24 protein-coding genes and 1 pseudogene are annotated in these 24,338 nt (G+C 59.6%); 5 read left to right on the forward strand and 20 right to left on the reverse strand.

The annotated features are described in order from the left end of the window. Positions 1–14 precede the first annotated feature (14 nt). From murJ to EL18_RS12025, 4 genes are all read left to right on the forward strand, one after another. Complete coding sequence (gene murJ / locus EL18_RS12010; protein ID WP_036483335.1) at positions 15–1,583, forward strand: murein biosynthesis integral membrane protein MurJ; 1,569 nt, start codon at positions 15–17, stop codon at positions 1,581–1,583. A 73-nt stretch (positions 1,584–1,656) separates the two neighbouring features. Then, positions 1,657–2,724, forward strand: a complete 1,068-nt coding sequence (trpS, locus tag EL18_RS12015) for a tryptophan--tRNA ligase (RefSeq protein WP_036483338.1) — start codon at positions 1,657–1,659, stop codon at positions 2,722–2,724. A gap of 120 nt (positions 2,725–2,844) precedes the next feature. After that, positions 2,845–3,336, forward strand: coding sequence for a universal stress protein (locus EL18_RS12020; RefSeq protein WP_036483341.1), 492 nt, complete (start codon positions 2,845–2,847; stop codon positions 3,334–3,336). 98 nt (positions 3,337–3,434) lie between these two features. After that, a complete protein-coding gene (locus EL18_RS12025; RefSeq protein WP_036483344.1) occupies positions 3,435–4,010 on the forward strand; it encodes a NifU family protein in 576 nt (191 codons plus the stop codon). Positions 4,011–4,089: 79 nt separating this feature from the next. On the opposite strand, the gene EL18_RS12030 is transcribed toward EL18_RS12025, so the two are convergent. Then, on the reverse strand, positions 4,090–4,710 hold the full coding sequence (locus tag EL18_RS12030; protein WP_036483347.1) for a L,D-transpeptidase: 621 nt from the start codon (positions 4,708–4,710) through the stop codon (positions 4,090–4,092). A 166-nt stretch (positions 4,711–4,876) separates the two neighbouring features. Here EL18_RS12030 and EL18_RS12035 point away from each other — a divergent pair, with 166 nt between their 5' ends. Beyond that, on the forward strand, positions 4,877–5,335 hold the full coding sequence (locus EL18_RS12035) for a metallophosphoesterase family protein (RefSeq protein ID WP_036484701.1): 459 nt from the start codon (positions 4,877–4,879) through the stop codon (positions 5,333–5,335). A gap of 2 nt (positions 5,336–5,337) precedes the next feature. Here EL18_RS12035 and EL18_RS12040 read toward each other — a convergent pair whose 3' ends face one another. The 19 genes and pseudogenes from EL18_RS12040 to EL18_RS12130 all read right to left on the reverse strand — a co-directional run bounded on the left by EL18_RS12040 (position 5,338) and on the right by EL18_RS12130 (position 24,305). Beyond that, on the reverse strand, positions 5,338–6,585 hold the full coding sequence (locus tag EL18_RS12040) for a glycoside hydrolase family 5 protein (RefSeq protein ID WP_036483350.1): 1,248 nt from the start codon (positions 6,583–6,585) through the stop codon (positions 5,338–5,340). 100 nt (positions 6,586–6,685) lie between these two features. Beyond that, on the reverse strand, positions 6,686–7,267 hold the full coding sequence (locus EL18_RS12045; protein WP_036483353.1) for a hypothetical protein: 582 nt from the start codon (positions 7,265–7,267) through the stop codon (positions 6,686–6,688). A 95-nt stretch (positions 7,268–7,362) separates the two neighbouring features. Continuing rightward, positions 7,363–8,409 carry an endonuclease/exonuclease/phosphatase family protein gene (locus EL18_RS12050; protein ID WP_036483356.1) on the reverse strand — a complete coding sequence of 349 codons (1,047 nt, stop codon included), beginning with the start codon at positions 8,407–8,409 and terminating at the stop codon, positions 7,363–7,365. 249 nt (positions 8,410–8,658) lie between these two features. Beyond that, positions 8,659–9,006, reverse strand: coding sequence for a VOC family protein (locus EL18_RS12055; protein WP_036483359.1), 348 nt, complete (start codon positions 9,004–9,006; stop codon positions 8,659–8,661). Positions 9,007–9,248: 242 nt separating this feature from the next. Beyond that, positions 9,249–9,812, reverse strand: a complete 564-nt coding sequence (locus EL18_RS12060) for a TetR/AcrR family transcriptional regulator (protein WP_036483362.1) — start codon at positions 9,810–9,812, stop codon at positions 9,249–9,251. Then, complete coding sequence (locus EL18_RS12065; protein ID WP_036483365.1) at positions 9,809–10,345, reverse strand: dihydrofolate reductase family protein; 537 nt, start codon at positions 10,343–10,345, stop codon at positions 9,809–9,811. The genes EL18_RS12060 and EL18_RS12065 overlap by 4 nt, the downstream gene beginning before the upstream one ends. 662 nt (positions 10,346–11,007) lie before the next feature. Further along, complete coding sequence (gene larB / locus EL18_RS12070) at positions 11,008–11,700, reverse strand: nickel pincer cofactor biosynthesis protein LarB (protein WP_051914096.1); 693 nt, start codon at positions 11,698–11,700, stop codon at positions 11,008–11,010. A gap of 2 nt (positions 11,701–11,702) precedes the next feature. Continuing rightward, positions 11,703–12,485: an ATP-dependent sacrificial sulfur transferase LarE gene (gene larE / locus EL18_RS12075; protein WP_036483369.1), complete on the reverse strand. Its 783-nt coding sequence runs from the start codon at positions 12,483–12,485 to the stop codon at positions 11,703–11,705. Further along, on the reverse strand, positions 12,478–13,638 hold the full coding sequence (gene larC, locus EL18_RS12080; protein WP_036483371.1) for a nickel pincer cofactor biosynthesis protein LarC: 1,161 nt from the start codon (positions 13,636–13,638) through the stop codon (positions 12,478–12,480). Before larC ends, larE begins: the two co-directional genes overlap by 8 nt. Continuing rightward, positions 13,638–14,927 (reverse strand): nickel-dependent lactate racemase family protein, encoded by a 1,290-nt coding sequence (locus tag EL18_RS12085; protein WP_036483373.1) that lies wholly within the window; start codon positions 14,925–14,927, stop codon positions 13,638–13,640. The genes larC and EL18_RS12085 overlap by 1 nt, the downstream gene beginning before the upstream one ends. A gap of 26 nt (positions 14,928–14,953) precedes the next feature. Next, positions 14,954–15,788: pseudogene (locus EL18_RS12090) on the reverse strand (fumarylacetoacetate hydrolase family protein). A 27-nt stretch (positions 15,789–15,815) separates the two neighbouring features. Further along, positions 15,816–16,550 carry an SDR family oxidoreductase gene (locus EL18_RS12095; RefSeq protein WP_036483376.1) on the reverse strand — a complete coding sequence of 245 codons (735 nt, stop codon included), beginning with the start codon at positions 16,548–16,550 and terminating at the stop codon, positions 15,816–15,818. 219 nt (positions 16,551–16,769) lie between these two features. Next, positions 16,770–18,047: a TRAP transporter large permease gene (locus EL18_RS12100; RefSeq protein ID WP_036483378.1), complete on the reverse strand. Its 1,278-nt coding sequence runs from the start codon at positions 18,045–18,047 to the stop codon at positions 16,770–16,772. Between the two features lie 4 nt (positions 18,048–18,051). After that, the gene (locus EL18_RS12105) at positions 18,052–18,609 is read right to left on the reverse strand and encodes a TRAP transporter small permease (RefSeq protein WP_051914098.1); all 558 of its coding nucleotides are present in this window, start codon (positions 18,607–18,609) and stop codon (positions 18,052–18,054) included. A gap of 55 nt (positions 18,610–18,664) precedes the next feature. Continuing rightward, positions 18,665–19,642: a sialic acid TRAP transporter substrate-binding protein SiaP gene (locus EL18_RS12110; protein WP_036484706.1), complete on the reverse strand. Its 978-nt coding sequence runs from the start codon at positions 19,640–19,642 to the stop codon at positions 18,665–18,667. 43 nt (positions 19,643–19,685) lie between these two features. After that, positions 19,686–20,783, reverse strand: a complete 1,098-nt coding sequence (locus tag EL18_RS12115) for a mandelate racemase/muconate lactonizing enzyme family protein (protein WP_036483381.1) — start codon at positions 20,781–20,783, stop codon at positions 19,686–19,688. Between the two features lies 1 nt (position 20,784). Further along, positions 20,785–21,783, reverse strand: coding sequence for an ABC transporter permease (locus EL18_RS12120; protein ID WP_036483384.1), 999 nt, complete (start codon positions 21,781–21,783; stop codon positions 20,785–20,787). Between the two features lie 3 nt (positions 21,784–21,786). Beyond that, complete coding sequence (locus EL18_RS12125; protein WP_081871171.1) at positions 21,787–22,785, reverse strand: ABC transporter permease; 999 nt, start codon at positions 22,783–22,785, stop codon at positions 21,787–21,789. Beyond that, a complete protein-coding gene (locus EL18_RS12130; RefSeq protein WP_036483386.1) occupies positions 22,782–24,305 on the reverse strand; it encodes a sugar ABC transporter ATP-binding protein in 1,524 nt (507 codons plus the stop codon). Before EL18_RS12130 ends, EL18_RS12125 begins: the two co-directional genes overlap by 4 nt. Positions 24,306–24,338: the final 33 nt, after the last annotated feature.

Consider the following 24,338-nt stretch of genomic DNA (forward strand, 5'->3'; position numbering starts at 1 on the left):
GGAAAACCCACCAGATGAGCCTCATCAAGAAATTTGCCAGTGTCGGCAGCGCCACCATGGCCAGTCGCGTTCTCGGTTTCGTGCGCGAAGCACTGATCGCGGCAGCACTTGGCGCGGGGCCGGTGACCGATGCGTTCTATGCCGCGTTTCGATTTCCCAACCTCTTCCGCAGGCTCCTGGCAGAAGGCGCGTTCAATACGGCCTTCATTCCCCTGTTCTCCAAAGAGATCGAAGGAGGCGGGCTGAAGGCTGCGCAGAAATTTGCCGAGGATGTTCTTGCAGTTCTCGTGCCGCTCCTGCTGGCACTGACCGGCCTTGCGATGCTCTTCATGCCCTTTCTGGTCTCGACAATCGTAGCGCCCGGCTTCAGCGACACCCCGGAGAAGTTTGACCTGACCGTCGTCATGACGCGGATCATGTTTCCCTATCTCTTCTGCATGTCGCTGGTGGCAATGCTGTCGGGCATCCTGAACTCGATGCGCAAATTCTTCCTTGCCGCGCTCGTGCCCGTCTTGCTGAACGACATTCTTATCGCGGTGCTCGCCATCGCGATTTTCGGCGAGTTCGATCCCAATGTCACCGGGCTCTGGCTCGCCTGGGGCGTGTTCATCTCCGGCTTCGCGCAGCTCGCCATACTTGCCGTGGCCGTGCGCAGGCACGGTTTCGGAATGCGGCTGCGCCGCCCGCGCCTGACGCCAGCAGTCAAACGCCTCGTCATCCTGATGGGACCGGCCCTTTTGACAGGCGGCATCTTGCAGATCAACCTGCTGGTGGGTCAGATCATCGCTTCCCAGCAGGACAAGGCGATTTCCTTCCTGAACTTTGCAGACCGCATCAACCAGCTTCCGCTAGGCGTCATCGGCATTGCAGTGGGCGTCGTGCTTCTGCCCGAGCTTTCGCGAGCGCTGAAGGCGGGAGACATGGCCGATGCGCAGCACCTGCAGAACCGCTCGATGGAGTTTGCACTGGGGCTGACCGTGCCTGCTGCCGTCGGGCTTATGGTGATGCCGGCGGCGATCGTCTCGCTTCTGTTCGAGCGGGGAGCGTTCACGGCCGAAGACACGCAAATGACGGCCATAACGCTTGCAGCCTTTGCCAGCGGGTTGCCGGCCTATGTGCTGATCAAGGTCTTTCAGCCGGGCTTCTTCGCCCGCGAGGACATGAAGACACCGATGTGGTTCTCGCTGGTGACGGTGGTTGCAAATATCGGCATCAGCATCGCCTTCTTCCCTGTTCTGGGTCACGTTGCCATTGCACTGGCAACATCGATTTCCGCATGGCTCAATGTCCTCCTGCTCGGCTCCACATTGTGGCGGCGCGACTATTTCCGGCCGTCTCCGGCAACGCTGCGCCGGATCGTCATGATCCTCCTGGCCAGCGTCGCAATGGGACTGGCGACCTGGGGCCTGCAGGCTCTTCTGGAGCCGGTCATAATGGAAGGCGCACTTGTGCTTCGCATCCTTGCCGTTTGCGCCGTCATCGCGGTCGCTGCGGTCGTCTATTTCGGACTGGTGATCGCGACCGGCGCGATGGATCGCAAGCAACTGGCAGGTCTTATGCGCCGCAGAAGGGCCGGGGCTTGATCGTCATCACCACCTCGTCCATAAGCCAACACGACTGCCATATGGCACAAAGATCAGCATTCAGAGGCTTTTCATGAGCGGTTTCAAAGAGCTCGTATTCTCCGGCATGCAGCCGACGGGCAATCTGCATCTGGGCAACTATCTCGGCGCCCTGCAGCGTTTCATCGGGCTGCAGGACAGCTATGAATGCATCTATTGCGTGGTGGACCAGCATTCGATCACCGCACAGCTCGTCCATGACGATCTCGCCGAACAGACGCGCCAGATTGCGGCAGCCTATCTTGCCGCGGGGCTCGACCCGAAGAAGAGCATCATCTTCAACCAGGCCCGCGTGCCGCAGCACACCGAGCTTGCATGGTACTTCAACTGCGTGGCGCGCATCGGCTGGATGAACCGCATGACGCAGTTCAAGGACAAGGCCGGCAAGGACCGCGAAAATGCCTCGCTCGGCCTGCTCGCTTATCCCAGCCTGATGGCCGCCGACATTCTGGTCTATCGCGCAACCCACGTTCCGGTGGGTGAAGACCAGAAGCAGCATCTGGAGCTTGCGCGCGATATTGCGCAGAAGTTCAACAACGACTTCTCCGCCCGGATTGCCGATCTTGGCTACGGTGTGGAAATGGAAGTGGGTGAAGAGCGCGTCAACGGTTTCTTCCCCGTGACCGAACCGCTGATCGGCGGTGCGGCGCCGCGTGTCATGAGCCTGCGCGACGGCACCAAGAAGATGTCGAAATCCGATCCTTCCGACCTTTCCCGCATCAATCTGAAAGATGATGCGGATGCAATCGCCAAGAAGATCAAGAAAGCGAAAACCGATCCGGAAGCCCTGCCGAGCGAGGTCGAGGGGCTCGCCGGCCGCCCGGAAGCGGAGAACCTTGTCGGCATCTACGCGGCACTTGCGGAGAAGAGCCGTGAGGAAGTTATCTCCGAGTTTGGTGGTCAGCAGTTTTCCGCCTTCAAACCAGCTCTTGCCGAGTTGGCCGTTGCGAAGCTTTCCCCCATCACTTCCGAGATGAACCGTATCTGCGAGGATCGCGAGCATGTTGACGCCGTGCTGCGAGACGGTGGCGAGCGTGCAGGTGCGATCGCGGAGGGAACCATGAAAATGGTCCGCGAAATCATCGGCTTCAACACGAAGTAAACGGCGGTTGGACATGCGCTTCGGGACAGGCGTCTTGCCGTGCACTGTCTCGGATGGCAGATTGCGCCTATCTGGCCGCACTGCCTGAAATGCTTTGCGCCGCTTGAACAGGGCATCTGAATGGTCTCCAAACGCCTGAGCCGGGAAGCCGGTCATCGACGTAAATTCCTTGCAATCATTGATGATACGCCTGAATGCGAGCGCGCCGCGGCCTATGCGGCGCACCGCGTTCACTCTACGGGCGGAGCGCTGGTCCTGCTGTTCGTCATCGAGCCCGGCGATTTCCAGCACTGGCTGGGCGTGGAGCAGATCATGCGCGAAGAGGCCTTGGCCACAGCCAATGCAACACTTGATGTGCAGGCAACGAAGATCCGTGAAACGGTGGGTATCGAACCGGAACTGGTGGTCCGTGAAGGAACGCCTGCAGAAGAGATACACAAGCTGATCGAGGAGGACCAGGACATCGCCATCCTGGTTCTGGCGGCCGGTAATGCGAAGGAAGGGCCCGGTCCTCTCGTTTCATCCATCGCAGGCAAGGGAGCCGCGTTCCCCGTTCCCGTCACGGTCGTGCCGCACAGCTTGACCGATGAGGAAATCCGAAGCCTGGCATAGCGCCATGGCCGTACCCATATTGGCGCGGAATGCGGCTTGATCGCGAAGCCATCTGCGCATATTTTAGAATTATTCCAAACAATGATCGGAGAACCTTGATGTTCATCCAGACCGAAGCCACGCCAAATCCTGCAACGCTGAAGTTCCTTCCAGGCCGCGTTGTCATGGAAGAAGGCACTGCGGATTTTCGTGACGCGCAGGCTGCAAGCGAGGCTTCTCCGCTGGCCGCACGCCTATTCGACGTTCCCGGGGTCACCGGCGTCTTTTTCGGCTACGACTTCATTACCGTGACGAAGGACGGCGCCGACTGGCAGCATCTGAAGCCGGCGATCCTCGGCAATATCATGGAACATTTCATGTCCGGTCAGCCGGTGATGGCTGCGACTTCCGGGCCGTCGCAGCAGGAGCTTTCCGCCGATGGCGAATTCTATGACGAGGCTGACGAGGAGATTGTCGCGACGATCAAGGAATTGCTTGAGACGCGTGTGCGCCCGGCCGTCGCGCAGGATGGTGGCGACATCACCTTCCGTGGATATGAGAAGGGAACCGTCTTCCTTCACATGAAGGGTGCCTGCGCTGGCTGCCCCTCCTCCACCGCAACGCTCAAGCACGGCATCCAGAACCTGCTCCATCACTTCGTTCCGGAAGTGCGTGAAGTGGAGCAGATGGTCTAGAGATCATCTGACGACCAATGAAAAAGCCGGCTCTCCAGAGAGCCGGCTTTTTATTGTCGCTGTTGCGCAAGCTGCAGTTTCAGCCTTTTACAATGACCTTCGCGCCGACTTCCGCACGTTCGTAGAGGTCGATGATGTCCTGGTTCATCAGTCGGATGCAGCCGGATGACATGGCCTTGCCGATGGAGTTCCATTCCGGCGTACCATGCAGGCGATATCCGGTGTCGCTGCCTCCGCGATAAAGGTAGAGAGCACGTGCACCAAGGGGATTGCTCGTTCCGGGAGGCATACCGCCTGCCCACTTCTTCAGCTTGGGCTCACGACGGATCATGGCCGCAGGCGGTGTCCAGGTTGGCCATTCGCGCTTCATGGCAATGCGGGCCGTGCCCGTCCATTCAAACCCTGCGCGTCCAACGCCGATGCCATAGCGCATGGCTTTGCCGTCGGGCATCACGAAGTAGAGGAACTTCTCGGAGGTGTCGACGATGATGGTCCCCGGCTTCTCCCTGGTGTCGTAATTGACGACCTGGCGGTGATATTTGGAAGCCACCTTCTCGATCGGGATGCGGGGCAGGCTGTATCCGGCATCGCGGACCGCGCCATATTCAGAGGTAAAGACTTGCTTTGGCAGGTTCGCGCAGCCGCTCAAGAAAGCCGCGGCAACAAGCAATGTGGCCAACAGGCCGGATCTCAGATTCATCGTTTTCCCCGATCCCCCAGAATCAAAATGGTTTCGGCGCCATCACACCGAAACATGGTAAGCGAAGTATTAATGACGCAGCGTAAACTTGCAAAGCCAAGGGGTTGAATTTGCGCAATTGCCGCGCAGCTATGGCGGGAGCGCAACAGAAACGGGTCAGGCTTTCATGAAAATCGGTGTGGTGTCAGACACACATGGTCTGCTGCGGGAGGAAGTGCTGCCCGCACTTGAAGGCGTGCAGCACATACTGCATGCAGGCGACATAGGAAGCGCAGACATCATTCCCGCATTGCAGGAGATCGCGCCCACAAGCGCCATCCGCGGAAATATCGACAGGTCCGAATGGGCGGAAAAATTCCCCGAAGAGCTGCAGCTTGAACTCTCCGGGATCAATATCTTCATGCTTCATGACCTGAAGGCTCTGAGAAGCGATCCGGCGCGCGAGGGGATCGATATCGTCATTTCCGGCCACTCCCACAAACCGGCGAGCGAGTGGCGCGATGGTGTTCTCTATCTCAATCCGGGAAGTTGCGGGCCTCGGCGGTTCCGCCTGCCGGTAACGCTGGTGACCCTGGAAATCGGCGATGCGATAGTCGGGGAGCCGGTGTTTCACCAGCTCATCTGAATTCACTGCACAGGCGGAAGGCTTTTCACCATATCGAGAATATTCGGCTCTGCCTTCTCGCCACCGAAAGCTTCCACCGTCCCGAATGCACCGCCGTAGCCCCATAGCGCCCACGCATAGCCGCGCTCCTCGGCCAGTCTCGTCACGTCACGGGTGAAGTCAGCGCGCCATTGCGCCTCCATGACATAGGGATTGCCGTATTCCTGGCGGATCATGCCGAACTCGCTGAGAATGATCTCGTCGGAGGCAATTCCATGCTCGGCAGCCCACGCGTCAACGATCTTGAATGGCGCGTTGATCATGGCGGTCAGCTTTTCCGGAGTGTCGATCTCTGCCAGAAGCTCGTCGAGATATGCGAGCATGCCGTTCTTGCGCAGGACGGGTGCGTTTTCGGCTATTCGCGCCTTGGCCGCTTCCACGGCTTCGGCAAATTGTGCCTCATGCTCGTGCGGCGGATAGGGAATGCCGGTGACATATTTGATGAAGTCGCCCGCCCAAAGCGCACCCTGATGTGTGAGAATGTAGGGCGCGTAGGAGTGGAAGCCCCAGATCAGGTTCTCATCGTCAAAGGCATCCGGGTCGAGGGCCGCGAGACCCTCCGCACTGCCCCAGCAGGCACCGTTCAGGACGAGAGTCGTTTCGGGTGCTGCCTTGCGCGCTGTTTCATGCAGACGCGTGAGCAATGTGTTCCAGCGGCGGGCATCTTCTCCCTCACACCCCATGACCGGCTCATTCATCAGTTCGAACGCCACGGTTTCGGGGGACTTGCCGCCCAATGTCTGCGCGAGGTCTGCCACCAGGTCGAGATATTGGCCGAAGAGGTTTTCATCCGCCAGAATCTCTTCCACACCGGCGAACCTGTCCTGGCCGCGCGGTATCGGGTGAAGGTCGACAATGACCTTCATCCCGTTTCCAGTGAGAAAATCGACACCATCCGCGATGGAGGCGAGGAGCTTCTCACGCAGATGACGCGACCTTCTGGACAGGAAAGGCAACGGATCGACAGGCATGCGAACGAAGTCGAAGCCGCTCTCCCTCAGCAGCGCTATGTCATCGGCATCCATCGTGCGTCGCCATTCCGGATAGGGCAGAAGAACGTTGCGTCTGCCCCAGTCGGATTCCTGAGGCCAGATGTTCCATTGATCGAGATTGAGCCCGCGATGCGCCTTGAAGCTGGCCGCGTATGCAGGGACTTGCAGTATCAGGACCACCGCCAATGTGGCGGCAAGAACTCTTTTGACGGTCTTCATCTGGCGCTCTCCCGGTCAGGTTGAAAGCACCTAGCATGGCCAGCCTGCAGCGGCTTGCGCTTCTTGCGGTTTGCGTTAACGCCTCAGACGGTGCCGGGGATCAAGGTTCGGGCAGCGAGATTTCCACGTCCCAGTCATAGACGGTGTTGATCTCGAATTCCTGTCCACCAGCCTCGACAGCCATGTGACGACGCATGAGCCGTCCGGTCTCCTCGTCAACCCATGACTGGACGGTGGATACGGTCTCCATGGGTTCTGTCGTTTCCTGCACATGACGCAGCAGGCGATGGGGCTTTCCGTCCATTTCGACAGTGCTGCATTCGGTGTCGCGGATTGTCTCGCGCAGCATCCTGTTCTGCGCCAGCTGCTTTTCGTACCAGTCTTCCGGCCTTTCCTTGTGAGGCGTGAAGACGACACCGTCCTTCGACATATATTCCTGATTTCCCAGAACGAGCCAGTGAACGCCGGTTTCCTTCACGTGCTGATAGAAATGGGAGTAGTCGGCAAAGTCCTGACGGCTATGCTGTACAGGATTGCCGCCCATCACCGTCTCGGTCTGGATCCGGTAATTGGTCCATTCGGGACCCGCTTCGAGAAGCTTCTGAACCTCTTCCCGACAATCTGCCGCTGCAGACGAAAGTGTCAGGGCCAAGAGACCCGCGATCACGATGCTGCGAACCATGGAGCCGCTCCCCCTTTTTTTACGATTTCTGCATTCTAGCGGCATTTGCCCGCAGCGCCAATTCACCGGCAGCAACCGCCGCCGACAGGTCTCCCTCAGCCTTCCTGCGCGAGATCGATGTCGCGGCGCGCGCGCTGGAGATCATCTTCCTCCATGGGTGGCGGTTCCTGGTCGGAGGGTGAGGCACAAAGCGTGATCTTGATGGGGTAATGGTCCGATCCGAAGCTTGGGAGCACTTCGTATGACAGGGTCGCAAGAGCGCCCTGATGAAGCACCTGATCAAGAGGCCAGCGCATCCACCAGCTGTTCGCATCATAGGTCGCCATATATCCAAAGCGCTGGCGGGGATCCATGAAGCGCCCGACGCGCTGCAGGCGTTCGACCGTCTTTTCCCACGGCACCGCGTTCAGATCGCCAGCCAGGACAACCGGAAGATCCGCTTCACGTGCCTTGAGGGCTGCCCACATCAGTTGCGCGTCGCGACCGATCGAACGCTGGTTCGGATGGGGCGGCCTTGGATGAAGCCCCAGGAAGCGGATGCGCTCGCCCGACTCCAGCAGCAGCTCGGTTTCGATGGCGGGTGTATCCTGAGCAACCGGATTGATGATGCGGGTGTTTTCGAGGGCAAATCTCGAGAAAAGATGCATTCCGAAATAGCTGCCGGTTATCTTTTGGGCAGTGTTGCCAAAGGATTCAGCGAGCGGCGCGAGTTGCTCATCCCACCATTCGTTGGTTTCAAGCGCCAGAAATATGTCGGGCTCCTCGTCCCGCACCAGTGTCAGCAACCGGTCGGCATTCCGATTCTCCAGCTTCACATTCGCCACGAGAATGGAGAATCGCTGATCCGGCGCGCAGGTCTCTGCCTCTCGGTCTGCAACATGTATATAGGGGTAAAGCTTGTAGAAATTATAGCTCATGCCAGCAGCAGCGAAAAGCGCGATGACCGCCAGAACCTTGCGCCTGCCCCGCAGGGTCATTGCAAAGGCGATCAGCAATACGAGCAGGAGGACAAGGTAGTGCAGGCGGGGAAAGTCCGCCATGCGAACCCACCAGACATTGGTGTCGACAAGCGAGATCAGGCTGGCGCCGGTCAGGACGACGATGATCGTGGCGAGAAGACCTGAAAAGAACGTGCGCAACATGTTGCTCCCTGGTGAAGAGAACAACTTCCGCCGTTGACTGCGGTTCCGCGGGGGGCCTTGGAGAAACCTGTCCGGTGCAAGCGTTGCCTAGCAGCAAGAACCCAGGGTTACCCCGCTTGCAGGTGAGGGAACCGTGGATGATGCATCCGCGCGCAGCAGGGCCTGAGTGGAAGCCGGAACAACTCACTCAAGCGAGGTTTTGACAAATCCACTTTTCGATTGGCCGAGGAAAAGCTTCGCAGCCGAATATCACTGCAACTCCTTTGGCTCTGCCAGCACCACCATATTGCCGTCCGGATCCTCCAGCTGCGCAAAGGAGGCGAAATCACCCTCGACGATCTCACCCACCGACAAGCCGGCTTTCACCAGCCGCTCGTGCTCGCCTGCAAGGTCTCTTACTATCAGCGTCATCGAACCATGACCTGCGTGCTCGGAGTTGGAAACGAGTTGAAAACCTGCATCCGCTCCGTGATGCCATTCCTTGAGACCGTCCATGGGATCGACGTCGCTTCGCCGGCCGAAGAGCTTCTGATACCAATCAGCACTCGACCTGATGTCGCTGCAATTCAGCTGTGCGAAGAGCTTGAGCAATGCCATGGCAAAGAGTTTCCTACAGTATAGCTGTCGAAGCAACTCTGGGGCTCCGGACGGACCTCGGTCGCCCCGCCTGATGACGGCCGCCTAAAGCAAATAGGCAACGTATACGCGAACAGGTCCGCAGGGGCTGGCAAGCAAAGCCGGCTATTGTTGGGATAGGGGCTAGGCTCGAACGGCAGCCTACAGGCGGCCGCTGGTGCAATCAGTCTGTTCCTATCCCCCTCCTCCCGAGCACCCGACGATCAGGTGTTGAGCCCTTTCAGCAGTACCGAAAGCGTTTTGTCATAGTCTTCCTTCGCGTCCCGGGTGGCGGAGCTTGATCTGTCTCCCATCGCTGATGCAATCGCAGCGCCGTGGGTAAAGTCGACGAGAATGTTCAGCCAAAGCCTGGACATTGCCGACGGCAACCCGGCTTCAGCCAGGAGCAGTTTGATCTCGTCGGTTATCCGCTGCGCCTGCCGGGGGAAAACTGCGGGCTGGCTGAAGATCAGCAAGGTGAGTCCTGGATGAGCCAGCACCCGTTCGTGATAAGCTTGCAGCAGCGAGCGCATCCGTTCGAGAAAGGCACCGGAGGCTGGCGCGGACACTTCGGCGTAGACATGTTCAGACAAGGCGTCGACCAAGCCGTCGCGGTCACCGAAGTGATGATAGATGGTCATCGGATTGACCTGAAGGCGATCGGCGAGCGCGCGCATTGTGAAGCCCTCGATGCCACCGGTATCCAACAGTTCGAGCGCAGCGTCCAGGATCCGCTCGCGCGAGGCAGGTGCCCTGTTCCTGTGCGGGCGCCCGCGCGGGCGGGTCATGTGGCAATCTCATAACGCGACTGGACGAGACCGGAGGCGAAGCTTCTGGTGTCCTTGTGCACGAGCGGTATGTCCGAGGAAGTCGCGCCGAACAGGCTACGCCCCTCACCAAGCAGCACCGGAACCTGCGTGATGACCATTTCGGCGATCAACCCTGCGCGCAGGAATGACTGGATGACCTGTCCGCCATCCACATAGACGCGCCGATATCCCTCCGCTTCGAGCATCTCCATCACTCGTTCAGGCGATTTGTCCGAGACGCGCACCTTGCCAACAAGATCTTCCGGTATTTCCCGACCGTTAAATGTAGTGGAGAGAACGACTACCGGGCGAGAATAGAACCACGGACGTACATCGCGCATCTTCTCGAAGGTGCCACGCCCCATCACGATGATGTCGATCGTCTCGATGAAGGCGTCATAACCGTGATCCTCCGCCGGATCGTCGCGCTCCAGCAACCAGGCAATATCGCCATCCTTGCGGGCGATGAAACCATCCAGACTGGTCGCAATGAATACGTGCCCGGTGATCATCTCATTTCCTCTAATTATACAGCGTATAATTACTTAGTTCTCGAAGCCGTTGAGGTCAACACGTCCCCAGGTCCGAGGTGGCAGATCGAGCAGTCTCAACGTCCGGGCGGCAAGGTCGCGTTCCGGTTTCGAACGGTGAAAAGATTGCCGCTGACCTACAGGAGGAACGGGGTCGCGGCGTTGCGGGTTTCCACCGCTCTGGCGTGACGAGTGCGGGTGAGAAGCAGGCGTTTGTGCAGCTGGCACGCAGCATGGCCAGAAGAAGTGGGAAGCCGGCTTGTTTCAGGCGAGGGTTTTCAGCGTCTGCGGTTCATGGAGCGCGTAAGGAAGGAGCTTGAATCAAAAAAGCGCTCGTTTGAGCGCTTTTGGGATGATTTGGTTGCGGGGGCCTGATTGCACCGAGAATTGAAATATGGCGCAACTCATGCGTGGTACATTCTCGCGCAGCGCAAAAGCAACCCAAAGAGGTAATCGGCAAATTTGCGGAACTGATAGAAGAACTGATCCATGGACAGCGCCCACCATCGGGCCTTCATTTTCAGCCTCATTCGGCACAGCTACCCATCTACTCATGAATTGGGCGTGGCCTCGCGACAGGCGACACTCTAGTTGGAGAACGGTTCGCGGTGCATTTCAGCTTTGTGTGAGTGAGCTTCCGCTGGTTAGGTTCCAGGGCTCTGCGGAAGGGTCCGGGTCGTGCTACCTGATTTGTCGCGCGATGTGTTGAGAATGCGCAGCGCGGCACAGGCTGCACCGAAGCCGTTGTCGATGTTCACCACGCTTAACCCCGCCGCACAGCTCGCGAGCATTGATGACAATGCGGTATCGCCTTCACGGGCCGCGCCATAGCCGGTGGAGGTCGGGACACCGATCACCGGCCGGGACACCTGCCCCGCAAGCACACTTGCAAGCGCTGCATCCATGCCGGCAACCGCTATGACAACATTATGCCTTTCGATCTCTTCAAGTCGTGCCAGCAAACGGTGCAGGCCCGCCACGCCAACATCGAAAATCAGTGTGGCCTCATGACCGTTGAAGGCCAGCGTGCGCTGCGCTTCCCAGGCAGCAGGCGCATCGGACGTACCCGCGGTGACGATGGCCACTGAACTTTTTATACGATGGGCAGGGAACGACCCCAGCACGCCGGTGCGCGAGGGCGCGTGGTAATCGATCTCCGGAAGCCCGGCTGCCATCTGGTCATCAAGCCTGGTGAAGAGCACTGACGCATTGCGTCGAACAGCGGCCTCGACAATGGCGTAAAGTTGCTCCCGCGACTTGCCTTGGGCAAGCACGGCCTCGCCGATGCCGATGCGCTTGCGCCGGTTCCAGTCGAAATTGACCTCGTCTTCGCTCATGCTCACTTCGTGCCTCGCAGGAAGGCGCTGCCGCGCCTGTAGGCTGCAAGATGCACTTTCTCGTTGGCCAGTGCACTCGCTTCTGCGGCCAATGACTGTCGTTGCGCGGCGGAAAGGCCATCAAGGCGCTCAGCGTCGATCTCAAGCACATATCCCCCTGCACGCCTGCGGCAGCGCAGGGTGTGAAGGCCGTGACGGCGACGCAGCTCGCTTTCGACCAGATCAATACGCCTGAGCATGGCAGGATCTATGGCAATGCCGGTCTCGACGCGGCTTGAAAGGCAGGGCGAAGCCGGCAGCTCGGAAAGTTCCCGCAATCCCATTTCGAGGGCCAGAGCCCTCACATCCTGCTTCGTGAAGTCGGCTTCCACATAGGGATGGCGGACGCCATGCTGGTTCGCTGCCTCGAGCCCGGGCCGCCAATCATCGAGATCATCCAGATTGGTGCCCGAAAGAAGCGTTCCGCCCACAGCTTCTGCCATGGTGCCGTAGAGATTGGTCTTGCAGAAGAAGCAGCGATTGGCCGGATTGGCTACATAGTCGGGATCGGCAAATTCGCGTGCATCGATGATCTTTAGGTTCCATCCATCGCTGGCCGCGTGCTCTCTCACGCGGCGGGTGGCCTCTTCAGGCACGGCGGGCGAGACGGCATGAACGGCCGTGCAGGCGATGCTGCGCCGATGCGCAAATGAAGCCAAGGTCATGGAATCCACACCGCCACTCACGGCGATCGCGGGATTGTCGAATGCAGCGAGCAAGGCTTCAAGCCTGTCAGGATCAGCCATTTCCGCCCTCCAGCTTACGGCGAAGTTCTTCCCGCTCCGCACGGGTCTGCGCCTTCTGCTTCAGATCATCAAACTCGGCCTTTGCCGTCACGGCAGAAGGCCGCTTTACCTGCTTCACCCGAACCTGGTCACTGACGCTTTCCGTGCGCTCCAGCAGGTGGCGCGTGACGAGCGCCTCACGGATTCCCAGTGTGGAGGTCTGCTCGAATATCAATTGCGTTGCGACATGCACCGCTTCCGGCATACATAGCACGCGCACCGACGCGGCCATCCGGCCCTTCTTCCCCAACACGGCATATTGAAGTGCATCGCGGACCCCTTCCTGAGCGCGGATCAGGTCAAGCGCATGAGCAAGATCCTCGCCAGTCTGGTCGTCGATTTCGAAGCTGAGTTCGGCCAGCCGGTCGAAAGTGGCATTATCGTTCTCCACTTCGATCTCGAGCACGCGCAGCATGTTGGGCCGGCCAGGCAGTTCTCGCATACCGAAACCGTGGCCGCTGCGATGAAGTCTTCCGCTGGGCGCTTTTTCCAGCATCCTTGGCCGCAGATGTGCAAGAATTGCCGCCCCTGTCGGTGTGACGCGCTCGCCCGCAATGCCGTCATCGACAATGGCAAGATCGCCAAGCAGATGCGTCGTGGCAGGTGCGGGAACAGGCATCACGCCATGTTCCGTTTTAACGGTTCCGCCACCAAGCGGAAGTGGAGCGAGGCTCACGCTGGCCACATTCAGGCGGCTCAGAAGAAACCCTGCAAGCGCTATGTCGATGATGGAATCGACCGCGCCCACCTCGTGAAAATGCACCTTCTCTTCGGTCGTGCCGTGCACGGCGGCTTCGGCCTGAGCGAGATGGGTAAAGATGCTGCGTGAAATGTCTGCGGCTTCGTCCGGCATATGCGGCGAGGCTTCGATGATCCGGAGCAAGTCACTCAGATGCCGGTGGTGATGCTGATGCGCGCATTCGACATTCAGACGCAGGCCCGCAAAGCCGCCGAACGGTCCTTGCTCTACCCCGACCTCCGCATGACCCGGCATGAGCGATTGTGCGAGCGCGATTGCCTCGTCCTGCAGCTCGGGCGCAAGATGCAGCAGAGAAGCCGCAAACATGTCACCGGCAATGCCGCCGACGGGATCAAGATGCAGGTGACGCGGCATCAGACAGCCCTGTGGAAGGGCACAACATAGGGGCCTTCCGGTATGACCGCGATCTCGCGCGCACTCGTCTCGGCAAGCACCTCACGCAGCGCCTCGTCGACGTCGTCGCGGCAGGTCACGCCTGTGACGGCGCGATCTTCCTCGCTCAAGGCCGGAGCGACCAGAACAATGCGTCCGACGCGCATGGGCTTCAGCTGCATTTCGGTCTGCCATTCGTCGATATCGGCGAAATCCTTCTTCAGGAGGGTTTGCAGAAATGCTTCCGGGCCGAGTTCGACAAGCCGCTTCTGCGCTTCGCGAAACTCTGCCGAGCCGATCCCCTCGCCGCATTCCGAAACGATGATGAGCGTGCCGTCATCGCCGAGAATGTCTATCGGCGTCACCATGCCCTTGACGGTCTGGTAATAGGTCCGGTCCAGCGGATAGCCGGCTGCACTCGTCACGACCACGGGGAATTTGCGCCCGACATTGACCTCGATGGAGTCGCGCACGAATTCCACTGCTGCCGCGTGGCTTTCGATAATCTCCCCAAAGCTGGTGAAGATCAGGTTGCGCTCTTCATCCAGGACGGTGTTGAGTCCGTAGATCGTGCCGCCCAGCATGCGCACGATCTCAAGCTGGGCCTCGTGCAGCGGATTGCCCTGCAGATTGCAGCTCGTCGCCAGCGGGTCTTCCATGAACCGGGCAGAATGGAATGTGCGGATGGTGGTGTGATGGGCCACACCTGGCGCGATGACCTTGCGCCCGCCCGAATAGCCGGCCATGAAATGCGGCTCGACCAGTCCGGTGGCAATGCGGATATCCGCTTCCACGAAGCGGCGATCGATGCCGACGGGCACCTTGCGGGTGGGCGTTTCGCCCAGCATCACATGGTCCTCGTCATTCAGCGCATAGTGGTTGACGCAAGCGACATTCTCCAGGACCCATGGATCGCCGACAAGCTCGGCAAGCTCCTCGCCCAGATTGGGGCGGTGGAGGCCGGTCGCGACGAGCACGGTGATACCCGACAGCGGCACACCGGATTTTGTCAGGCGCTCGATGATCGGGCGCAGAAAAAGGTGGTTGGGCACCGGCCGCGTGATGTCGCAGATGAGGATGCAGGCCGATTTCGCTGCTTTCGCGGCCTCCTCGAGAGGTCGTGCGGCGACTGGCGCTTTCAGCGCATCTTCGATCACCCGCGCCGGATCGGCCGGCACGGGCAAAGTGTCCTTGCGGACTACAGTGGCTCTGACCGTGTCAGGAACCGAAAGCTCAAGACCCGTACGGCCATAGGCAAGTTCGATCTTCATGGTGTGCTCCGGTTCCCTTTTTTCAATCAGCTGTCGGCAATCACGTCCTGGCGCTGGGAGCCGAGGCCCTCGATGCCCAGCTCCACGACATCACCTGCCTTCAGGAACTGCTGCGGCTTCATGCCCATGCCGACGCCGGGTGGCGTGCCGGTGGAGATGATGTCGCCGGGCTGCAGCGTGAAGAACTGGCTGAGATAGGACACCACATGGGCAACACCATAGACCATGGTGTTGGTGGAGCCGTCCTGCATGCGCTTGCCATTGACGTCGAGCCACATGCCGAGATTCTGCGGGTCGGCAACCTCGTCACGGGTCACGAGCCAAGGACCGGTCTGGCCGANTGTCGCAGGACTTGCCCTTGGTCCACTGACCTGCACGTTCCGCCTGGAATTCGCGCTCCGAGACATCATTGATGACGCAGTAGCCGGCAACATGATCCAGCGCATCGGCCTCCGAAACATATTTCGCAGGCTTGCCGATGACCACGCCAAGCTCGACCTCCCAGTCGGTCTTTTTCGAGTTGCGCGGAATGATGATCGGATCGTTGGGCCCGCAAATGGCGCTGGTGGCCTTCATGAAGATGACCGGCTCCGGCGGCACTTCCGCACCGGTCTCTGCGGCGTGGTCGGAATAGTTCAGGCCGATGCAGATGAACTTGCCCGTGCGGCCGACGCAGGCGCCGAGGCGTGGACTGCCCTCAACCACCGGCAGGTCATCCAACTTGATGTCGAGGCTGTCGAGACGGGTCAGGACATCACCTGCGATATCATCGACAACGCCGGACAGATCGCGGATCTTTCCCTCGCCATCGAGAACCCCCGGCTTCTCCGCGCCGCGCTCTCCGAAACGTACGAATTTCATGGAAACAAACTCCTTCTACGCGAAAAATCAGGTGGTCCAGCCGCCATCGATGGCGTGCAACTGCCCAGTTGTGAAGCCAGCCTCGTCGCTGGCAAGATAGGTGGCGAGTGCCGCGATCTCTTCGGGCTTGCCAAGCCGGCCCATGGGCTGGCGTGCGAGGAATGCCTTGCGCGCTGCCTCATAGTCGCCGCCCGCCCGCATGCGATCATCCAGCGAGGGGCTTTCGACCGTGCCGGGGCAGATCGCGTTGCAGCGAATGCCTTTGGCCACGAAATCTGCGGCGACAGACTTTGTAAGGCCCGCAACGGCAGCTTTGGTGGCCGAATAGATGAAGCGGTTCTGCGGTCCGGTGATCGCACCGGCGACCGAAGAAATGTTCACGATCGAACCTGCACCCTTTTCCAGCATGCCCGGCAGCACGGCCTGGATGGTGTGGAACATGGATGTGACATTGAGATCGAAGGCGAAATTCCAGTCTTCATCGGTCGCATCTAGGATGGTGCCGCCATGCACGAAGCCTGCACAGTTGAACAGCACATCCACGTGACCGATCTCCGCGACGAGCGCCTTGATCGCGCCATTGTCGCGCACGTCGAGCCTGCGACAGGTGATGTTCGCATGGGAGAGTTCCCCTAGCACCTTCTCGTTCAGATCCGTGGCGAACACCTTTGCCCCCTCGTCGGCCATGCGCAATGCCGTGGCACGTCCGATACCCTGGGCACTTGCCGTTGCAAGTACCACCTTTCCTTCAAGTCTATTCATGACTCTCCCTTTCAAGAACACCCATCTCCGAAACCGCTCGGGCCGCGCCGCGAAGCGACAGCACACAGCGGTGAATATCGAAAGGACAGACGGGTTCAGAAACACCCTTGCCTACACGGACCCCATCCGCAGCTCTTCATCTAGGTCATCCAAGCCCCTAACCGTACGCTACGGTACGGGAGTCTAAGGGCGAGACAGACATGAGCCGCATCCAACAACTCACCGATAGAACTGAGTGGGCAGATAAAGCGAAAATGCAGGCACGAATGTCACCAGCAGTAGCACGACTATGAGCGGCACCAGGAAGGGTGCCGTCGCCTTGAGGCAGCGCTCGAAGCTCACGCCGGAAACCTGCGCCAGCACGTAGAGGACCATGCCGACAGGGGGTGTCAAAAGCCCGAGCATCAGGTTCAGGACCACTACAATCCCCAGATGCACCGGGTCTATGCCTACCTGCTGTGCAATGGGCAGCAGCACCGGCACCAGGATCGTGATTGCCGCGATGGTTTCCATGAAGAGACCAAGCGCAAGCACGATCAGCGTAATGAATATCAGTATGACCTGCGGGTTCTGCGAGATGGACAGCAGGAACTCGCCCAGGCCATTCGCTACCTGGTTTGCGGTCAGTATCCACGCGAAAATCGTGGCTGCCGCGACAATCAATAGGATCGCGGCGGATGTTTCAATCGTGTCGATCGACACACGCAGGATGTGCCGCCAGGTCAGCGTGCGGTAAACGAAGAGGCCGAGGCAAAGCGCATATGCCGCTGCAGCAACGGCGGCCTCGGTAGGCGTGAACAGGCCGGAAACAATGCCGCCCACGATGATGACGGGCGTAAGCAGCGGCAGAAAGGCTTGCAAGAAAGATGCTAGCACCAACGCCGGGCGGAAGACCAGGTCGCGCGGATAGTCGCGCCGCCAGGCATACCACGCCACCATGATCATCAGCGCCACCGCCATCATAAAGCCCGGCACAAGGCCCGCGGCAAAGAGTTCGCCGATGGAGGCGGAGGCCATGACGCCATAGATGACGAGCGGAAGCGAGGGTGGGATGATTGGACCGATGGTCGAACTTGCGGCGGTCACGCCAACTGCGAAATCCGTGTCATAGCCGGCATCACGCATCGCCTTGATCTCGATGGTGCCAAGGCCACCGGCATCGGCAACAGCAGCACCCGACATGCCTGCGAAGATGACTGACGCACCGACGTTAACATGGCCCAGACCACCCGGGGCCCAACCGACCAGCGCGCGGGCGAAAGTGAAGATGCGTTCGGTGATGCCAGCCGTGTTCATCAGGTGCCCGGCCAATATGAAGAACGGGATGGCGAGAAGCGGAAAGCTGTCCACGCCATTGATCATGTTGTGGACCACCACGACATTCGGCAGTCCTTCCAGAAGAATATAGATGGCTGACGCGCTCGCGAGAGACAGCGCAACCGGCATGCCCAGCACGAGCAGCAGGGCAAGCAGAACAAACATTACAAGGAGCGACATCGGATCAGATCTCGAAGGTTTCGGTGTTGCGCGCCTCGTCTGCCACCACTTGCGCATTGCGGGAAAGCGTGCGCCAGAGCTGGTGGAGGCTGATGATGGTCATTATGAAAAGCGAGGCCGCCACGATGCCGTAGAGATAGGCCTTGGAGATGTTGAGCGAGATCATCTTCTGATGGCTCGTGCGCTGGGCAAGCTCGACGGTAAACCAGGCGGCATAGCCGAGGAACAGCGAGGAGCCTGCGTGAACCACGGTCAGGGCTGCCTTCACCTTCGGTGGAGACATGCGCTGATGAAGAAAAGTCAACGCGATGTGGCTGCCTTTTCTAAGACCCGTGATCGCGCCGACGAAGCATAGCACCACGAGGAAGTAGCGCGCCGCCTCCTCTGTCCAGCCAAGAGAATTGTTCAACACATAGCGCGTGAAGAACTGGGCAAGAACGATCGCGAAAAGTGCCCAGAAGATCAAAAGCGCAGGGATATCCGCCTTGCGGATGTCCCTGATATCGTCGGACATTTCCGCTTGCGCGAAATCATTCTTCAGATGTTCGGTATCGAGGGTCATGAAGTGCCGCCTCAATTGAAGGGCGTCGGGTCGCAGAAACGACCCGAGCCGCTGGTCACTCTGCGTCCGGAATGGCCTGCAGGCGCTCATAAATGGACGGTTCCCAAGGCATGTCTTCGCTGACCAGGAAAGGCTCGACCATTTCCTGGAATGGCTTGCGATCAACCTCGTGGACATTCAGTCCTTCACTGCGGAACCAATCCGCGAGGCTTTCCTCCTGGGACAGAATTTCCTGCGATGCCCAAGCCGCAGACTCCTGCAGCACCTCGGTCAGGGTGGCGAGATCCTCTTCAGCAAGGCTCGCCATCCGCATACCGGAAATGACAGTCACCAGTGAATTCACCACATGGCCGGTGAGGCTTATATCGGACTGCACCTCGTAGAACTTTTTGAACTTGATCGTTGGCAGCGGGTTTTCCTGCGCGTCCACCACGCCCTGTTGCAGTGCCAGGTAGACTTCCGAGAATGCCATTGGCGTGGGGTTTGCGCCCGTCGCCTGCGGGAAGAGCATATAGGCCGGCGCGTTGGGAACGCGGATCTTCAGGCCTTTCATGTCATCCGGTGTCTTGATGGCCTTATTGGCGGTAACATGACGCGCGCCGTAATAGGTCAGCGCCACGATCGAATTGCCAGAGGCATTCTGGTAACCTTCGGACAGTTCCTTAAAGAGATCGCTCTGGCCATAAGCTTTCCAATGCGCATAGCCGCGCAGCGTGAAAGGAAAGTCGGAGATTGCAAGCGGGCCGTAGACCGCCGATGCAAAGCCCGCTCCGGTGTAGATCACATCCACTGTTCCGAGAGACAGACCTTCATTGAGCGCATCTTCCTTGCCGAGGGAAGAGGCGGGAAAGACCTCCATCGTGTAGCGGCCCTCTGTTCGCTTCTCCAGTTCCTCCGCAGCCTTCAGTGCGGCTTCGTGGTAGGGGGTGCCGACTTCATAAACATGTGCAAATTTGAGCGTTTCCGCGGCCTGCGCCCCGAGTGCGAAAATAGTGGCTGCCGCTGTTGCAGCCAGGATTGCGAGTTTCTTCATGTTCTCCTCCGGTGAAAGTTGACTTGAGTACAAAAGATTGCCCTCACGCCGCCATGCGGTGTGCAGCATTCAGCTTCGCCCAATCGAAGGTCACGCCAGTGCCGGGCGCGTCCGAAGCCACGGCGAGGCCGTCCTCCAGAACAAGCGGGCGCGTTGTGTATTCATCGATGGGGAAGGAATGGATTTCGATATAGCCCGCATTCGACTGGGCTGAGACAAGGCTGACATGCAGCTCCTGCATGCCGTGGCTGCAAACGGGAATCCCATGTTTGCGCGAGAGTTCCGCAACGCGCATGAACCCTGTTACACCGCCGCAATTGGAGGAATCGGGTTGGATGAACGACAGTCCGGCATCGGCGAAGGCATATTCGAATTCGTGGATCGTGTGCAGGTTCTCGCCCATGGCGAGCGGCACATCCGTCTCCCTCGCAATTCGAGCATATGACTTGTAGTCATCGGGGATGATCGGCTCTTCGAACCAGGTGATGTCATAGGGCTTGAAGGCCTTGGCTGCGGCAATCGCCTCATCGACGCTCATGGAGTAATTGGCGTCCACCATGAATTTGACATCGGGTCCGATCAATTCGCGCACGGCCTTCACACGCGCAACATCATCGGCCAAATCCGGCTGACCGACCTTGATCTTCACCGCTTTCGCACCGCGTGCGAGGTAGGAGCGGATGCTGCCGAGAAGCTTGGGCAGCGGGAAATTGAGATCGATGCCGCCGCAATAGGCGCGGCAGCGGTCGGAAGCGCCACCGGCCATCTTCCACAAAGGCAGTCCTTCGCGCTTTCCCCGCGCGTCCCAAAGCGCGATATCGACTGCCGAAATGGCGAAGGACGCGATACCGCCGCGGCCGACATAGTGGATATGCCACTGCATCTCGTCATATAGCGCATCAATATCAGCGCCATCCCGCCCGATAAGCATCGGTTTCAGGTCATGCTCGATCATGGCCAAAATCGAATGGCCACCCTTGCCACCGGTATAGGTATAGCCCGTGCCTTCGCTTCCATCCGAGAACCGCAGCGTCACGGTAATCAACTCGAAATGCGTATGATCGCCGTGTTTGGCATCGGTCAGGACTTCAGCCAGAGGCACAGCGAAACGCTGCGCTTCAAGCGACTTGATCTTGGCCATTTCAGTTTTCCTTGGGAGATGCCACAGGACCGCTCATGCGTGACTGCAGCAGAATGACGATGAAGAGGAAGGCGCCGCGAATGACCATCTGCCAGTAGGCGCTGAGGCTGATCGTGCCGCGTCCGTTCTCGAAATTGAGGATGTTGAAGACAAGGCCAAGCAGCAGCGCTCCGGCTATGGTGGCCGGGACGGAGCCAAGGCCGCCGGTCAGAAGCGTGCCGCCAACCACTACCGATGCGATGGCCGAAAGCTCCCAGCCGATCCCTTCCAATGGCTGCCCCGCTCCGAAACCGGAGGCAAGAAACACACCGGCCAGGCCGGCACAGCCGCCGCTCAGGACATAGACGAAGAACTTGGCGCGGTTGACATTGAGCCCCATCAGTTTCGATGCGTCCTCCGAACCGCCAATGGCAAGCACCGTGCGGCCAAGCGAAGTGTGTTCGAGCACCACCCACAAAATGACGGCCACCAATGCCACGATCACGATGGCCCAGGGGAAGATGCCAAAGGCCTTCTCCATACCCAGCTTTGTAAAGTTGGACGTCCAGTCGATGGAGACCGTTTGTGCGCCGGAGATAATCAGCGCCCCGCCCTTGGCACCCAGCATGGTTGCAAGCGTTGCAATGAAAGGCGGGATCCTCATGGCCACCACGAAGAAGCCGTTCAAAAGGCCGATCGCGGCACCGGCCAGAATGCCGCCGGGAAGTGCGACTTCAATGCCATAGGGCGACAGATAGGCAGCCACCACCGAGGTGAATGCCGCGACCGAGCCCACCGACAGATCAATGCCGCCCGTCATGATGACGAAACACATGCCGATGGAAATGAGGATGAACATCGCATTGTAATTGAGGAAGGACGCGATGTTGTAGGCGCTGCCGAAATTCTCGTAGCGCAGCAGGCCGAACAGTATGAGCGCGATCAGCGCGACAAAGACGCCCGTGGTCTGGGCATTGCCGGTGAGATAGCGGCGCAGGTCGAAAGCGGATTGGTCGAGCATGATCTATTCCTTCCGTCCCTGCTGCAGATATACGGCGGCAATGATGATGCCGGCCTTGGCGACGAGTGCCACCTCGTCGGCCACGCCATTGGCAAGCAGCGTGTATTTGACGAGTTGGATGATGATCGCGCCGAGGATTGCGCCGAAAATCGGCGCCCGCCCGCCCTGCAAGAGCGCGCCACCCACAACAGCGGCAGCAATGGCATCAAGCTCCATGAGATTGCCGATGCGCGCGGCATCGGAAGCGGAATTGATGGCCACAACGATGAGACCGGCAATGCCTGCAAGCCCGGCGCAAAGCACATAGGCGCCGATTTTCACCCGCCGGACCGGAGCACCGGCAAGGCGCGCAGCCGTCTCATTTCCGCCAATGGCAAGCAGGTAGCGCCCGAAAAGCGAGCGATGGACGAGCCACCAGATCAGGCAGGCAATGGCAATCACCAGCCAACCCTGGAAGGGCAGACCGAGGATCTTGCCCGTGCCCAGATAGCTGAAACCCTTGTGCGAGAAGGTCTGCAGGTTTCCGTTGGTCAGAACCTGTGCGATGCCGCGACCGGAGATGAACAGTATCAACGTTGCAATGATCGGCTGCACATTCAGAAAGCTGACGAGTGACCCGTTGAATAGCCCGCAAAGCAGCGCCACCAGCACCGGCACCACGAAGGCGGCGGCCAGACCGAGCATCGGATAGGCTTCCGCAAAGGATGAGGTGAAGATCAGCGGCGCCAATGCACCGGCCAGTGCCATGACCGCGCCGACAGAAAGGTCGATGCCGCCAGTGGCGATGACGAGCGTCATCCCAACCGCCACGACCGCGATCGTAGCAACCTGGCTGATATTCACGAAAAAGGTCTGCGGATGCAGGAAATTCGGTGTGAAGGCGATGTTGAACAGGATGATGGCGATAAGCGCGATCAGTCCGCCATTGCGTTTGGCGAAACCAATGAAGCTCTCAATCTGCATCACGCCCTTTTCGGCAGGGCTTGCTTCCGTGGCGCTCATGCGGGCCCCCTTTCCTCGTGATGCGCCATCGCGGCGACAAGGGCGTCTTCGGTAATGCCGGGATTGGTGAGCTCTGCCACCGAACGTCCGTCCTGAAGCACGGTGATGCGGTCGGCACCTTCGACCAGCTCCTCGAATTCGGAACTGATGAGCAGCACGGCTCCGCCTTCGGCCACGTAATCGCGGATGATGGTCTGGATCTCGAGCTTGGCCCCGACATCCACGCCGCGCGTCGGTTCGTCCAGGATCAGAAGCTCCGGCTCGTTGGCCAACCAACGGGCGAGCAGGACCTTTTGCTGGTTGCCGCCCGACAGTTCCTTGATTGGCTGCTCCATCGAGGCGGTCTTGATGCCGAGCGCCTTGACGTAGCGGGCGACGATCTCTCGCTCACGCTTGCGATCAATGCCACCGCCTTTGCGAAGCCGGGGCAGCAAGGCCAGCGTGAGGTTTTCGCGCACGGACATGTCGGGCACGATCCCTTCAGCCTTGCGGTCTTCGGTGAGAAAGCCGATCCCGCCCTTGATCGCATCTGCCGCCGATGCGGGAGCCTTGGCGGACCTGGCGAACCGGATCTCGCCCTTGTCGAGCTTGTCGAGGCCGAAAATCGCGCGCGCGGTTTCGGTTCGCCCAGAGCCCAGAAGCCCGCCAAGCCCCACGATCTCGCCCCGCCTGATTTCCAGCGAAACGTCCCGCAGCGCGCGGCCAGAGCCAATCGAATTGGCAACAAGAAGCGCTTCGCCCGGCGCGCGGCTTTCGCCACCAAGGCCGGTCATGCCTGCTGATGCAATTTCTTCTGCATTGCGGCCGAGCATGTCTGCGATCAGGCCGAGCTTGGTGCTGTCGGCGATATTTCGAACTGCCACCGTCTGCCCGTCACGCATGACGGTGGCGCGGTCACAGATGGCAAAGAGCTCGTCGAGAAAGTGGGAAATGTAGAGAACGCCAACGCCCTCACGCTTCAATGCGCGCACCACCTCGAAAAGGGTCGCAACTTCGCGGTCATCGAGCGATGATGTCGGCTCGTCCATGATGACAAGGCGCGCATCAAGCGACACCGCACGGGCGATGGCCACCAGCTGCTGGATCGCGGTAGAATAGGAGCCAAGCGGCTGCCGGACGTCGATATCGACACCGAAGCGCTGAAGGATTTCACGTGTGCGTGCATGGGCCTTCGGCCAGTTGATCAGCCCGCCAAAGCGGCGTGGCTCATAGCCCATCACCACATTTTCGGTGACGGAGCGCAGCGGGACGAGATTGAGCTCCTGATAGATGGTGGCGATCCCCGCGTCCTGCGCCTCGCGTGGACTTCCGGCCGTAAGGTCCTTGCCATCAAACATCACTGTCCCGGCATCGCGCCGATAGACCCCGGTCAGGATCTTCACCAGTGTCGACTTGCCGGCACCATTCTGGCCGATGATCGCGTGAACCTCGCCCGGCTCGATCTCAAGCCCTGCACCTTGGAGCGCCGCGACACCGGCGAAGGATTTCGAAATGCCGCGCATGCTGACGAGCGGTGTCATCGCTTTTCCCCGACTGGAAGTAAAAAAGGCCCG

Origin of the sequence: Nitratireductor basaltis (assembly GCF_000733725.1) — a bacterium.
Lineage (GTDB): Bacteria > Pseudomonadota > Alphaproteobacteria > Rhizobiales > Rhizobiaceae > Chelativorans > Chelativorans basaltis.

Bases quoted from the DNA above. Each gene is read 5' to 3' on its own strand.
- murJ (WP_036483335.1), top strand. From the start codon at position 15: ATGAGCCTCATCAAGAAATTTGCCAGTGTCGGCAGCGCCACCATGGCC.
- trpS (WP_036483338.1), top strand. From the start codon at position 1,657: ATGAGCGGTTTCAAAGAGCTCGTATTCTCCGGCATGCAGCCGACGGGC.
- EL18_RS12020 (WP_036483341.1), top strand. From the start codon at position 2,845: ATGGTCTCCAAACGCCTGAGCCGGGAAGCCGGTCATCGACGTAAATTC.
- EL18_RS12025 (WP_036483344.1), top strand. From the start codon at position 3,435: ATGTTCATCCAGACCGAAGCCACGCCAAATCCTGCAACGCTGAAGTTC.
- EL18_RS12030 (WP_036483347.1), bottom strand. From the start codon at position 4,710: ATGAATCTGAGATCCGGCCTGTTGGCCACATTGCTTGTTGCCGCGGCT.
- EL18_RS12035 (WP_036484701.1), top strand. From the start codon at position 4,877: ATGAAAATCGGTGTGGTGTCAGACACACATGGTCTGCTGCGGGAGGAA.
- EL18_RS12040 (WP_036483350.1), bottom strand. From the start codon at position 6,585: ATGAAGACCGTCAAAAGAGTTCTTGCCGCCACATTGGCGGTGGTCCTG.
- EL18_RS12045 (WP_036483353.1), bottom strand. From the start codon at position 7,267: ATGGTTCGCAGCATCGTGATCGCGGGTCTCTTGGCCCTGACACTTTCG.
- EL18_RS12050 (WP_036483356.1), bottom strand. From the start codon at position 8,409: ATGTTGCGCACGTTCTTTTCAGGTCTTCTCGCCACGATCATCGTCGTC.
- EL18_RS12055 (WP_036483359.1), bottom strand. From the start codon at position 9,006: ATGGCATTGCTCAAGCTCTTCGCACAGCTGAATTGCAGCGACATCAGG.
- EL18_RS12060 (WP_036483362.1), bottom strand. From the start codon at position 9,812: ATGACCCGCCCGCGCGGGCGCCCGCACAGGAACAGGGCACCTGCCTCG.
- EL18_RS12065 (WP_036483365.1), bottom strand. From the start codon at position 10,345: ATGATCACCGGGCACGTATTCATTGCGACCAGTCTGGATGGTTTCATC.
- larB (WP_051914096.1), bottom strand. From the start codon at position 11,700: ATGAGCGAAGACGAGGTCAATTTCGACTGGAACCGGCGCAAGCGCATC.
- larE (WP_036483369.1), bottom strand. From the start codon at position 12,485: ATGGCTGATCCTGACAGGCTTGAAGCCTTGCTCGCTGCATTCGACAAT.
- larC (WP_036483371.1), bottom strand. From the start codon at position 13,638: ATGCCGCGTCACCTGCATCTTGATCCCGTCGGCGGCATTGCCGGTGAC.
- EL18_RS12085 (WP_036483373.1), bottom strand. From the start codon at position 14,927: ATGAAGATCGAACTTGCCTATGGCCGTACGGGTCTTGAGCTTTCGGTT.
- EL18_RS12095 (WP_036483376.1), bottom strand. From the start codon at position 16,550: ATGAATAGACTTGAAGGAAAGGTGGTACTTGCAACGGCAAGTGCCCAG.
- EL18_RS12100 (WP_036483378.1), bottom strand. From the start codon at position 18,047: ATGTCGCTCCTTGTAATGTTTGTTCTGCTTGCCCTGCTGCTCGTGCTG.
- EL18_RS12105 (WP_051914098.1), bottom strand. From the start codon at position 18,609: ATGACCCTCGATACCGAACATCTGAAGAATGATTTCGCGCAAGCGGAA.
- EL18_RS12110 (WP_036484706.1), bottom strand. From the start codon at position 19,642: ATGAAGAAACTCGCAATCCTGGCTGCAACAGCGGCAGCCACTATTTTC.
- EL18_RS12115 (WP_036483381.1), bottom strand. From the start codon at position 20,783: ATGGCCAAGATCAAGTCGCTTGAAGCGCAGCGTTTCGCTGTGCCTCTG.
- EL18_RS12120 (WP_036483384.1), bottom strand. From the start codon at position 21,783: ATGCTCGACCAATCCGCTTTCGACCTGCGCCGCTATCTCACCGGCAAT.
- EL18_RS12125 (WP_081871171.1), bottom strand. From the start codon at position 22,785: ATGAGCGCCACGGAAGCAAGCCCTGCCGAAAAGGGCGTGATGCAGATT.
- EL18_RS12130 (WP_036483386.1), bottom strand. From the start codon at position 24,305: ATGACACCGCTCGTCAGCATGCGCGGCATTTCGAAATCCTTCGCCGGT.